This is a genomic window from Rhodoferax sp. ZS1R25 (assembly GCF_056521335.1).
The window spans coordinates 1,026,863-1,038,640 of record NZ_JBWMAZ010000001.1; the positions used below are offsets into that span (position 1 = coordinate 1,026,863).

The window sequence follows — 11,778 nt, forward strand, 5'->3', positions numbered from 1 at the left end:
GGCACGTTGATTGCTTGGGTATCCATGTGCCAAGCCATTCCTACTCCTACACCCTGGGTCACCGCACCTACGGCTTTCGCGATCTCAAAGACCTGATGGCCAAGGCCACGCCGCTGCGCTCTGGCGATGTGCTGGCGGGCGTGGCGGCGCACAGCGCCGAAGAGCGGGCCGTGGCGCAAATGGCGCTCGCCGAGGTACCGTTGCGCACGTTTTTGAGCGAGGCCTTGGTGCCGTACGAGACGGACGAGGTCACGCGCCTGATCATGGACAGCCATGACGCAGCGGCCTTTGCCCCCGTGAGCCACCTGACCGTGGGCGACTTTCGCAACTGGCTGCTGAGCGACGCGGTAGACAGCCTCACGCTGTCTGCGCTGGCCCCGGGCATCACGCCCGAGATGGCGGCCGCGGTCAGCAAGCTCATGCGCAACCAGGATTTGATTCTGGTGGCGAAAAAATGCCGCGTGGTCACCGGCTTTCGCAACACCATCGGCCTGGCCGGACGCATGGCCACGCGTCTGCAGCCCAACCACCCTACCGACGACACCACTGGCATCGCCGCCAGCCTGCTGGATGGCCTGCTGTATGGCAGTGGCGACGCGGTCATCGGCATCAACCCCGCCACCGACAACGTGACCCAGGTGGTCAAGCTGGTGCACATGATGGGTGACATCATTGAACAGTACGGCATCCCCACCCAGTCTTGCGTGCTGACGCACGTGACCAACACGGTGCAGGCCATCGAACGCGGCGCGCCGGTGGACCTGGTGTTCCAGTCCATTGGCGGCACCGAGGCCACCAACAGCAGCTTTGGCGTATCCCTGGCGCTGCTGGCAGAAGCCCGCAGCGCCGCCTTGTCACTACAGCGCGGCACGGTGGGCGACAACGTGATGTATTTCGAGACCGGGCAGGGCAGCGCCTTGTCGGCCAACGCGCACCATGGCATGGACCAGCAGACCTGCGAGGCACGTGCCTACGCGGTGGCGCGCCATTACAAGCCGCTGCTGGTCAACACAGTGGTCGGCTTCATCGGCCCCGAGTACCTGTTTGACGGCAAGCAAATCATTCGTGCCGGGCTGGAAGACCACTTCTGCGCCAAGCTGCTGGGCTTGCCCATGGGCTGCGACGTCTGCTACACCAACCACGCCGAGGCGGACCAGAATGACATGGATGTGTTGCTCACCCTGCTGGGGGCCGCGGGCTGCAACTTCGTGATGGGTATTCCGGGGTCGGACGACATCATGCTGAACTACCAGACCACTTCCTTCCATGACGCGCTGTACGCCCGCCGGGTGCTGGGCCTGCGGCCCGCGCCCGAGTTCGAGGCCTGGCTGCAGCGCATGCAAATCTTCAGCGAGGCGGGCCCGGCCTTTGCCCTGCACCCCACGCTGCCCCCGGCATTCCACAAAGCCCTTCTGCAACTGGCCTGAGCCCATGAGCGAACCCCTGTCCCCCGTGACCGCCAACCCCTGGTCGGTGCTGCGCCAGTTCACCGACGCGCGCATTGCGCTGGGGCGCTCGGGTGTGAGCCTGCCGACCGGTGCACACCTGGCCTTCCAACTGGCCCACGCCCGGGCGCGCGACGCCGTGCACCGCGGCCTGGATGTGCCTCAGTTGGCGGAGGCCCTGACTGCCGCTTGGCCCGATGCGCCGCCGCCGTGTGTGCTGCTGCATAGCGCCGCCACCGACCGCAACCACTACCTGCAGCGCCCGGACCTGGGGCGCCGGCTGGATGCGGCTTCTTTGGACCTGCTGTCGCAGCTGTACCTGCCCGCACCCGCGGATGGCGTGCAGCAGGAGCGCCCCTATGACCTGGCCTTCGTGGTGGCAGATGGTTTGTCCGCTCTGGCCATCGAACAAAATGCCGCCCCTTTTTTGCAGGCCCTGCACCGGCGCATGGCGGGTGAGAGCTGGCGCGTAGCGCCGCTGTGCATCGCCCAGCAATCCCGCGTGGCCATTGGCGACGAAATCGGGCAGGCGCTGGGCGCCAAGGCCGTCGTGGTGTTGATTGGCGAGCGCCCGGGCCTGAGCTCGCCCGACAGCATGGGCCTGTACCTGACCTGGATGCCCCGCCTGGGGCTGACCGACGCCAGCCGCAACTGCATCTCCAACGTGCGCCCTGCGGGGCTGGCGTATGAGGATGCGGCTTTCAAGCTGCACTACCTGTTGACCCAGGCACGGCAGCGCCAGCTCTCGGGCGTGGAGCTCAAGGACGAGACGGATGGCAGCGCACGGGTGCCGGTGGCGGAGCAGAGCAACTTTCTGCTGCGCTAGGTTCCACGTGGGCTGGGCCAGCGCAGACGTAAGATGCCGCCGTAACTGCCACCGGAGCTACTGCCATGTGCCGCAACATCAAGACCCTGTTCAACTTCGAGCCACCCGCCACCGAACTCGAAATCCGCGACTCGTCGCTGCAATTTGTGCGCAAGCTCAGTGGGTTCAATGTACCCTCGCAGGCCAACAGCGAAGCGTTTGACTTGGCAGTGGCGCAGGTGGCAGAGGTAGCACGCACGCTGATCGCCTCACTGGTGACCAGCGCGGAGCCTCGCAACCGTGAGGTGGAGGCGGCAAAGGCCAAAGTTCGCTCGGTCGCGCGCTTTGGCGGCTCTTAAGCTATTGGAGTTTGGCGTCGGCGGCCGACACCTGCTGGATCAGGTAGGCGTCAAACTTTTCTTCCGTCCAGCGCATCACCTGGATACTGAGGCTGGGGTCTTGAGTCGAGGTGAACACCAGGTAGTTGAAGGCCTGTGCCTGGGACGCGTTGCCGTCGGGCTCCAGAGAGCCGTCATCGGATTCTTTGTCGTTGTAGCGGTACACCACGCCATCCAGTGTCAGCTCGCCCTTTTCATCGTCTTCCACGGCGTCCAGAAACTTGCGCGGACGGTCCACCAGCTTGCGCAGGTTGACCCGCCTGACCATGACTTCCACTTTGGGCGGTTTGGCCGAGAGGTCGGCGTAGACCAGTTGCTCTTGCCCATCGGCAGCGGTGCCGAGGATTTGGTACCAGACGCCATCGTCGCTGCGCACGGGATGGACGTGGGCAATGGTCAATGTGCGTGCCGCACTGTTGCCCGCTGAGGGCAGACTCAGCACAGCCCCCGCTTTCAGGTTGGCAGCATCGCCGGCCTCCAGCGCGTAGGCCGGTATCAGGGACGCCATGCCAAGAACGACAGCAGCCATCCAGCGGGCTGTACGGGCGGTCATGTGGGTAGAAATCCGTCTACGGACAGGTAACGTTCACCCGTGTCGTAGTTGAAGCCCAGCACGGTGCTACCCGCGGGAATCTCGGGCAGCTTTTGCGCGATAGCGGCCAGTGTGGCGCCGCTGGAGATGCCGACCAAGAGGCCCTCTTCACGTGCGCTGCGGCGTGCGTATTCGCGGGCCGGTTCGGCGTCCACCTGGATCACGCCGTCCAGCAACTCGGTCTTCAAATTCTTAGGGATAAAGCCTGCGCCAATGCCCTGGATCGGGTGGGGCGCGGGTGCGCCGCCACTGATCACGGGCGAAGCCGTGGGCTCCACGGCGTAGACCTTGAGTTTGGGCCACTTGGCCTTGAGCACCTGGGCTACGCCGCTGATATGACCGCCCGTCCCCACGCCGGTGATGATGACGTCCACGCCGTTCGGGAAGTCTTTGAGGATTTCCTGCGCCGTCGTGCGGGCATGCACGTCGATGTTGGCGGGGTTCTCGAACTGCTGGGGAATCCACGATCCCGGCGTTTGCTCGGCCAGCTCCTGGGCGCGGGCGATGGCGCCTTTCATGCCTTTCTCGCGCGGGGTGAGGTCAAAAGTAGCGCCATAGGCCAACATCAGGCGGCGGCGCTCGATGGACATGCTGTCGGGCATGACCAGAATCAGCTTGTAGCCCTTGACCGCGGCCACCAGGGCCAGGCCCACGCCGGTGTTGCCCGAGGTCGGCTCGATGATGGTGGCGCCCGGTTTCAGGGCGCCGCTCTTCTCGGCATCTTCCACCATGGCCAGCGCAATACGGTCCTTGATGGAGCCCCCGGGGTTGCTGCGTTCGCTCTTCACATACACCGCGTGGGTGCTGCCAAACAGCTTGTTGATGCGGATATGGGGCGTGTTGCCAATGGTTTGCAGGACGTTGTCGAAAGCCATGGAGGGTCTCCGGGGAGGAAAAGAACGCAACCATTCTCTGCCAAATGTGTGACTGGCGAACGACTGTTTGGGCATATCGATATGCCCGGGCACCGCAGGCCTGATAATCGGAGGTGTGAAGCCCGCCAGACCACCGCTGGTGCAATTTGGGAAACCAAGCACTGGAGGAACGTCCGGACTGCATAGGGCAGCGTAGCAGTTAACGACTGTCCACTGACAAGCTGTGTACGCAAGTACGTGGCCCTAAGGTGAGGATTAGAGCAACAGAGACGAGCCGATTTAGTTCGGGTGAAACGGGCAATCTCTACGCGCAGCAATACCAAGTAGGCCAACGTTGACGGGGCCCCCGGAGTTGGCGGGTAGGTAGCATCGAGCCGTTTGGGTGACCAGCGGCCCAGAGTAATGGTGGTCACATGGGGGGAAACCCCCATGCACAGAATCCGGCTTATCGGTGGGCTTCACACTTATTTTGTTGTATGGTCGAGTCTTCACAGTCATTGGGAGATGGGACCATGCGACCGATTCTTGAACTGTTGGAAAAGCAAGGTGGCGCCATCTGGAGCCTGAGCCCCGAGGACAGCGTCTACAACGCCCTCGAAATGCTCGCAGACTGCAATGTGGGTGCCCTCATGGTGATGGAGGGCGACAAGCTGGTAGGCGTGTTTTCCGAACGCGACTACACCCGCAAAATTGCCCTGGCGGGGCGTTCCTCCAAAGACACCAAGGTCCGCGACATCATGACCGCCCAGGTGCTGACGGTGACTCCCAGAACTTCGACCGATGACTGCATGGCCCTCATGAGCCAGAAGAAGATCCGCCACTTGCCGGTCGTGGAGGGCAGCAAGGTGCTGGGCATGATTTCGATCCGCGACCTGATGGACAACATCATCAAGGACCGCGAGCTCACCATCACCCAGCTGCAGAACTACATCGCGTCCTAGAACTTCTCGTAGCCCGCCAAAAAGCGCCACTGGCCCACGGGCAAGTCGGCGATGGTGACGCGTCCCAGGCGGATGCGGCGCATGGCCAGGATCTCCAGTTTCGCTTCCGCACACAGGTAGGCCACCAGGCCGGGGTGTGATCCCTTGATGGCAAAGCGCAGGCGGCTCATCTCAGGCGTGCTGCTGCTCACGCTGACCTTCACGGGCGGCAGGGCGTTGCGCTCGTCTTTCAGCGCGTAGCCAATCGGCTTGAGCGCCTCGGGTGCCACTTCGCCCCTTACCTCGACCAGAAACTCGTGTTCCATGGTGCCCATGTCTTCGGTCAGCTTGCGCGTGGTGCGCCAGTCCTGGGTGAAGACCACCAGCCCCGTGGCCCCGTTTTCGAGCTCAACGTCGGCTTCCAGGTGGTTGAAATGGCGCTTGAGCACGGGCGTCTCCGTGGGGTCGTGTTCCCAATGGGTTTGCGGGGTCAGCAGGCTGCGCGCGTCGGGCGCAGCCTTGCGACCGCGTACGGGCTCCATTTCCTCGGTGCCGTCGGAGTAGCCCGCGGGCTTGTTCAGCAGCAGGGTGACGTCGCTGAGGCTGAGCAGGCTGGCGTCCGGGTCCAGGGTGACGGCCTCATTGTCCACGCGGTGCGCAGGCTCTTCCACCACCACACCATTCACGCGCACCCAGCCGCCCTCGATGTACTGCTCGGCCTCTTTGCGCGAGCAGTCCTTGAGCACCATTACGCGCTTGGACAGGCGTTCACCGGCCACGGCCGCCGCCGGCGCCTCCGCTACAGGCTCTTTGCGGGGTTTGCGAAAACGCGGCTTCTTGGTGGAGGGGGGCGGCACGGGGGCAGTGGCGACCGGGCTGGGCCTGGGCGCCATCGGGGCAGGTGCCACTGCGGCGCGCGGCGGTTTAACGGGTTTGCGCAGCGTGGGGCGTGGGGGTTTGGCGTCTGAGGTGCTCATGGCTGGCCTTCTTGGTTTTGGGGGCCGCCTGGGTTGTCCAAGGCGTAAATACGTTCCACGTGGGCCAGCAGCGAGCGCTTGGCCACGGGCCAGATGCGTGGGTCCACATCGTCGTAGGCCAGGGGCAGCCAGTCGTCCAGGCTGCCCAGCGGGTTGGCGCGCATCACCGCGGCAATCTTGGCCTCGCGCGCCAGGCGGTGCGCTTTGAGCTTGGCAATAGCGTCGAGTGCGCCGTCGATCACATGGCCGTGGGCTGGCAGGATGTACTGCACGCCCAGTTCGGTGCAGGCGGTGGTCAGCGCATTCAGCGAATCCAGGTAGTCGCGCATATTGCCGTCGGGTGGGTCGATCACCGTCGTGCTGCCGTTGAGGATGTGGTCGCCGCTGAACAGCAGGCCGTCCTCTTCCAGCAGCAGGCAGACATGGTTGGCCGCGTGACCCGGTGTGTAAATCACCTGTAGCGTGTGTACCGGTTTCAGGGCACTTTGCACGTCTAGCCCCGGCAGCATATGCGCGAGCAGCTCCTGATTTAATAGCGGACGGTCGGGTGTGAAGTCGCTGGCGGCGCGGGCCGTGGGGGCTGAGGGTAGGCCCAGAATGGGTGGGCCGCCCTGGCACAGCGCCTGCAGGGGCGCGGCGCCCGGCGAGTGGTCGGGGTGCGAGTGGGTGCAGACGATGCGCAGGATGTTGCCGCCGCTGCCGTCTTCAAACGCGGCGGCCTGCCACAGGCGCTGCACATGGTCGGCGTCGGCCGGACCGGGGTCGATCACCGTATAGCCGGTGGCGGGCTCGCCCACCAGGTAGCTGTTGGTGCCGGGGCCGGTCATCACGCCCGGATTCGGGGCGGTCAGGCGCAGCACATTGCGCAGCAACGGGGTGGGGCGGTCGGTTTGCCAGGCGTCGGTCAGCGAGGCGGCTGCGGGTGAAGTATCCGCAGGCAGGATGTGGGCGGGTCTAACCATGCGCAGGATTGTGCGGCCAAACGCGGATAATTCGGCCATGCGAATCCAGTTCACCAAAATGCAGGGCGCGGGCAACGACTTTGTTGTGCTTGACGAAACGCGCGGCCGCCTGGGCTTGACCGAGGCGCACTACCGCTTTCTGGGCGACCGCCACTTTGGCGTGGGCGCCGACCAGATCCTCACGGTGCGCCCCTCGCCGGCCGAGGGCATCGACTTCGAATACGTGATCCACAACGCCGACGGCAACGAGGTCGAGCAGTGCGGCAACGGCGCGCGCTGCTTTGCCCGTTTTGTGCACGACAAAGGCCTGACCACCAAAGACCGCATCCGCGTGCAGACCATGATGGGCGTGATTGAGCCGCGTCTGAATGCCGATGGCCGGGTGACCGTGGACATGGGCGCGCCGGTGTTCGCGCTGGCGGACATTCCGTTTGACGCCAGCGGCCTCACGCTGCAGCCCATGGGTGCATGGGAAAAATGGCCTCTAGCCCCCGTGGACAGTGCGCCAGTAGCTCCTCTTTTGGTAGCAACCGTGTCCATGGGCAACCCCCACGCGGTGACGCTGGTGGACAACGTGGACACCGCCCCTGTGGCCACGCTGGGCCCGGCCGTGCAGGCCAGCCCGCGCTTCCCGCAGGGCGTGAATGTGGGTTTTTTGCAGGTCGTGGACCGCAGCCATGTGCGCCTGCGCGTCTTTGAGCGTGGCGTGGGCGAGACCCTGGCCTGTGGCACCGGCGCCTGCGCGGCCGTGGTGTCCGGCATCCGCCTGGGCCTGCTGGACGCCAGCGTGGCGGTCCAAACCCACGGCGGGGTACTCACCATTGAATGGGCCGGCGGCGACGCTTCTGTGTTCATGACCGGCCCCGCCACCACCGTGTTTCACGGTGAAATTGACCTCCCCGAATAACCAACTGATCGCACCATGACCACTCTCGTGAACCAAGCCCTGGCCAACCCCATCACCGAAGACGACATCGCCAACTACCTGGCCAATACGCCCGACTTCTTCCAGCGCCACGCCGAGCTGCTGGCCACGGTGCAATTCACCAGCCCGCACAGCCACCGCGCCGTGAGCCTGCAAGAGCGCCAGGCCGAGATGCTGCGCGAGAAGATCAAGCTGCTGGAGCAGCGCATCATGGAGATGATCCGCAACGGCAACGAAAACGTCATGCTGTCCGACAAGATCCTGCGCTGGGCGCGCACCCTGTTTCTGACTAACGACCTGCAGGCCCTGCCCGCACAAATCGTGCAGGAAATCCAGGACCAGTTCACCGTGCCCCAGGTGGGCCTGCGCTTGTGGGACGTGGCCGCCACGTATGCCGACCTGCCCTTTGCGCAGGGCGTGAGCGACGACGCCAAGGTGTTTGCCGCCTCGCTGACCGAGCCCTTCTGTGGCCTGAACACCGGCTTTGAAGCCGTGGGCTGGCTGGACGATACCGCGCACGTCAGCTCGCTGGCGCTGATCCCCCTGCGCAGCGGTGAAGCTGGTGGCAGCGTGTTCGGCATCCTGGTGCTGGCCTCCAGTGACGCGCACCGTTTCAACAGCGGCATGGGCACCGACTTCCTGGCCCGCATCGGCGACCTGGCCAGCGCGGCGCTCTCGCGCTTGCGCTAACCCCCACTGGCCGTGAACACGGACGACGCCTCGCTGGTTGAAAAATACCTGGAGTACGTCCGCGTAGAAAAGCGCCTGGCGGCCCGCACCGTGGAGCTGTATGCGCTGGACCTGGGCAAGCTCGGCGCCAACGCCGCTAAGGTACCGGTGGCCCTGGTCGAGGTTAAAAATAACCATATCCGCCGCTGGGTGGCACAGATGCACAGCGGCGGGCGCAGCGGTCGCGGCATTGCACTCATCCTCTCCGGCTGGCGCGGTTTCTATACCTGGCTGGGCCGCCAGGGCCTGGTGGCCAGCAACCCCGTGCAGGACGTGCGTTCCCCCAAGGCCCCCAAGCCCCTGCCCAAGGCCCTGGCCGTGGACGACGCGGTGCAGTTTGCTGATTTTGAGAGCGACGACAACGCCTGGCTGGAAGCGCGCGACGCGGCCATGGTGGAGCTGCTGTATGGCAGCGGCCTGCGTGTGGGCGAACTCGTTGGGCTGGACGTGGTGGCCAGCAAAGACGCCAAAGGCTGGGTGGACCTGCAAGCGGCCGAGGCCCATGTGCTGGGCAAGGGCAGCAAGCGCCGCACCGTACCGGTGGGCACCACCGCGCTGGAGGCCTTGGCGCGCTGGCTGGAGCTGCGCGGGCCGCTGGGCACCGCTACGGGCGCGCCTACAGCCGCCACGCAGGCCGATGCCGCAGCCGCACTGTTCACGGGGCGCAACGGCACGCGCCTGACCGCGCAAAGCGTGTGGCAGCGCCTGAAGCGGCGCAGCCAGCTGGCGGGCCTGAACACCCCGGTGCATCCCCACATGCTGCGCCACTCGTTTGCCAGCCATGTGCTGCAAAGCAGTGGCGACCTGCGTGCCGTGCAAGAGCTGCTGGGCCACGCCAACATCACCACCACGCAGGTCTACACACGGCTGGACTTTCAGCACCTGGCCAAAGCCTACGACGCGGCCCACCCGCGTGCGCGCCTGCGCACCCCCAAGAAAGACTGAAGACGGCGGGTTGTTCAGGCCGCGAAGATCACTGGGCTGTCTTCCGCGGTCCAGCTCGGGTCCGGGCGCCAGCGTGCCACCCAGGCGGGCAGTTCCTGCGCGGGCATGGGGCGCGCAATGCCATAGCCCTGCGCCAATTCGCAGCCCATCTGCAAGAGTGCGGCGCCGTGCTCCACGGTTTCCACGCCCTCCGCAATCACCTTGCGGTGGAAGGCCGCGGCCAGGCCGATCACGGTTTTGACGATGGACAGGTCGTCGCGGTCGGTCAGCATGTCGCGTACAAAACTCTGGTCAATCTTGAGTAACTCGGCCGGCAGGCGTTTCAGGTAGGTGAGCGAGGAGTAGCCGGTGCCGAAGTCGTCCAGCGCAAAGCGCACCCCCAACGTCTGGCAGGTTGCCATGACCTGCGACACCCAGGCAATGTCTTCCAGGGCGCTGGTTTCCAGAATTTCGAGTTCCAGCCGCGACGGGTCTATGCCGGGAGAGGCCGCGAGCAGGACGGCCAACCGCGAGGCAAAGTTTTCCTGCTGCAGCTGGCGCGCACCGATGTTCACGCTCACCGCCAGCTCCAGACCCTGCGCCTGCCACTGGCGCATCTGCTGCAGCGCGGTGGCAATCACCCACTCCCCCAGGTCCACGCTGAGCGGGTGGTTTTCAATCACCGGCAAAAACACACAGGGGGCCAGCAGGCCGCGTTGCGGGTGCTGCCAACGGATCAGGGCCTCGGCGCCGATGACCTTGCCGCTGCGCATGTTCACCTTGGGCTGGTAGTGCAGCACAAACTCCCGGGCAATCAGCCCCTGGCGGATGTGCTCCAGTGTCTGGTGCTGGGTGGTGGCTGCGGCGTCCTGTGCAATGTCGAACAGGTGGTAGCGGTTCTTGCCGGCCTGCTTGGCCAGGTACATGGCCTGGTCGGCGTGGCGTAGCAGTCCATCTACATCGGTCAGGTCTTGCGGGTACAGCGTCACACCCATGCTGGCCGAGATCTGCAGCGTGTTGCCCTGCAATGTCACCGCGCTGGAGGCCGCCTGCAGCAGCCGCTCCAGCAAGGGCTCAAAGCGCTGGGCCGCGTCTTCGCCCACCAGCACGGCCACAAATTCGTCGCCCCCAATGCGGGCCAGCGTGTCGCCGTCGTGTAGCACCTCGCCCATGCGCCGCGCCAGCGCCATGAGCAGCTCGTCACCGGCGTTCTGGCCAAAGCGGTCGTTCACAGACTTGAAACCGTCCAGGTCCAGCACCACCACGGCCAGCGTGGTTTGCAGGCGCTGGCAATGGCCCAGGGCCTGTTGCAGGCGGTCAGCCAGCAGCACGCGGTTGGGCAGGCCGGTCAGGGTGTCGTAGTGGGCGATATGTTCCAGCTGGCTTTGGTGGGCCTTGGCGTCGGTCAGGTCGGTGAACAGGCCGATGACGTTGAGCACCTCGCCCTGCGCGTCGTACAGCACGCTGAGGGTGAGCTGTTCGGGGTGAATGTCGCCATTCTTGCGGCGGTTCCAGACCTCACCGGTCCAGCTGCCGTTCTCCTGCACCAGTTGGCGGCGGCGTTCGTAAAACTCTTCGCTTTGCCGTTCGGAGTACACGAGCGTGCGCAGGTCCTGGCCCATGGCCTCTTCACGGCTGTAGCCCGTGATACGGGTGAAAGAATCGTTCACCTCCACCACCCGGCTGTCCTGGTCGATGATGAAAATGCCCTCTTTGGCATGGGTGAATACGCTGGCCGCCAACTGCAGTCGGGCTTCGCTCTGGCGCAGCGCCGCCGTGCGGGCCAGCACTTGGCGCTCCAGCTGCTGCGTCTGGTCGAACAGGGCCAGATGCGTGCGCACGCGGGCGAGCACGATGGGCGGGCGATAGGGTTTGACGATGTAGTCGGCCGCGCCTAGTGACAGACCCAAGGCCTCGTCGCCCCACTGCTCCAGCGAACTCACAAACAGGATGGGAATGTGGCGCCGCGCCGGGTTGCTCTTGATCTGGCGGCAAACCTCAAAGCCGCTGATGCCGGGCATCAGCACATCCAACAAAATCAGGTCCGGTGGGGTGTCTGACAGCACGATCTGCAACGCCCGCTCACCCTGTGTGGCCACCTTCACCACGTAGTCCTGCTCCAGCAGGGCGCACAGCTGGTCGATGTTTTCGGGCGTGTCGTCCACCACCAGCACGGTGTGCTTGCGAGGAGTCGGCAGGGCGTCGTCAGCGGACATGGGCGGGGCC

11 protein-coding genes, 1 other RNA gene and 1 pseudogene are annotated in these 11,778 nt (G+C 65.0%); 8 read left to right on the top strand and 5 right to left on the bottom strand.

The annotated features are described in order from the left end of the window. The first annotated feature begins 26 nt into the window (after positions 1 to 26). From AC097R_RS04865 to AC097R_RS04875, 3 genes are all read left to right on the top strand, one after another. On the top strand, positions 27 to 1,427 hold the full coding sequence (locus AC097R_RS04865; RefSeq protein ID WP_479596484.1) for an ethanolamine ammonia-lyase subunit EutB: 1,401 nt from the start codon (positions 27 to 29) through the stop codon (positions 1,425 to 1,427). Between the two features lie 4 nt (positions 1,428 to 1,431). Then, a complete protein-coding gene (eutC, locus tag AC097R_RS04870; protein ID WP_479596485.1) occupies positions 1,432 to 2,271 on the top strand; it encodes an ethanolamine ammonia-lyase subunit EutC in 840 nt (279 codons plus the stop codon). Positions 2,272 to 2,336: 65 nt separating this feature from the next. Next, positions 2,337 to 2,609 carry a DUF2277 domain-containing protein gene (locus AC097R_RS04875; protein WP_479596486.1) on the top strand — a complete coding sequence of 91 codons (273 nt, stop codon included), beginning with the start codon at positions 2,337 to 2,339 and terminating at the stop codon, positions 2,607 to 2,609. A 1-nt stretch (position 2,610) separates the two neighbouring features. On the opposite strand, the gene AC097R_RS04880 is transcribed toward AC097R_RS04875, so the two are convergent. After that, complete coding sequence (locus tag AC097R_RS04880) at positions 2,611 to 3,201, bottom strand: hypothetical protein (protein ID WP_479596487.1); 591 nt, start codon at positions 3,199 to 3,201, stop codon at positions 2,611 to 2,613. Then, positions 3,198 to 4,115 (bottom strand): cysteine synthase A, encoded by a 918-nt coding sequence (cysK, locus tag AC097R_RS04885; protein ID WP_479596488.1) that lies wholly within the window; start codon positions 4,113 to 4,115, stop codon positions 3,198 to 3,200. The genes AC097R_RS04880 and cysK overlap by 4 nt, the downstream gene beginning before the upstream one ends. A 117-nt stretch (positions 4,116 to 4,232) precedes the next feature. Here cysK and rnpB point away from each other — a divergent pair. After that, positions 4,233 to 4,579, top strand: an RNA gene (gene rnpB / locus AC097R_RS04890) — RNase P RNA component class A. A gap of 48 nt (positions 4,580 to 4,627) precedes the next feature. Beyond that, entirely contained in the window at positions 4,628 to 5,056 is a 429-nt protein-coding gene (locus AC097R_RS04895; RefSeq protein WP_479596489.1) for a CBS domain-containing protein, read from the top strand. Here AC097R_RS04895 and AC097R_RS04900 read toward each other — a convergent pair. Next, positions 5,053 to 6,012, bottom strand: coding sequence for an RNA pseudouridine synthase (locus AC097R_RS04900; protein ID WP_479596490.1), 960 nt, complete (start codon positions 6,010 to 6,012; stop codon positions 5,053 to 5,055). The two genes, AC097R_RS04895 and AC097R_RS04900, sit on opposite strands and share 4 nt — an antisense overlap. After that, positions 6,009 to 6,908 (bottom strand): annotated as a pseudogene (locus AC097R_RS04905) (MBL fold metallo-hydrolase); the annotation flags it as partial. The pseudogene AC097R_RS04905 and the gene AC097R_RS04900, both read right to left, overlap by 4 nt. Before the next feature lie 103 nt (positions 6,909 to 7,011). Between AC097R_RS04905 and dapF the strand changes: the two are divergent. The 3 genes from dapF to AC097R_RS04920 are packed head-to-tail and all read left to right on the top strand — an operon-like array spanning position 7,012 to position 9,573. Next, a complete protein-coding gene (gene dapF / locus AC097R_RS04910; protein ID WP_479596491.1) occupies positions 7,012 to 7,881 on the top strand; it encodes a diaminopimelate epimerase in 870 nt (289 codons plus the stop codon). 15 nt (positions 7,882 to 7,896) lie between these two features. Then, the gene (locus tag AC097R_RS04915; protein ID WP_479596492.1) at positions 7,897 to 8,589 is read left to right on the top strand and encodes a DUF484 family protein; all 693 of its coding nucleotides are present in this window, start codon (positions 7,897 to 7,899) and stop codon (positions 8,587 to 8,589) included. 12 nt (positions 8,590 to 8,601) lie between these two features. Continuing rightward, positions 8,602 to 9,573, top strand: a complete 972-nt coding sequence (locus AC097R_RS04920) for a tyrosine recombinase XerC (protein ID WP_479596493.1) — start codon at positions 8,602 to 8,604, stop codon at positions 9,571 to 9,573. A 14-nt stretch (positions 9,574 to 9,587) separates the two neighbouring features. Here the strand turns inward: AC097R_RS04920 and AC097R_RS04925 are convergent, their stop codons facing one another. Then, entirely contained in the window at positions 9,588 to 11,768 is a 2,181-nt protein-coding gene (locus AC097R_RS04925; protein ID WP_479596494.1) for a putative bifunctional diguanylate cyclase/phosphodiesterase, read from the bottom strand. Between the last annotated feature and the right edge of the window lie 10 nt (positions 11,769 to 11,778).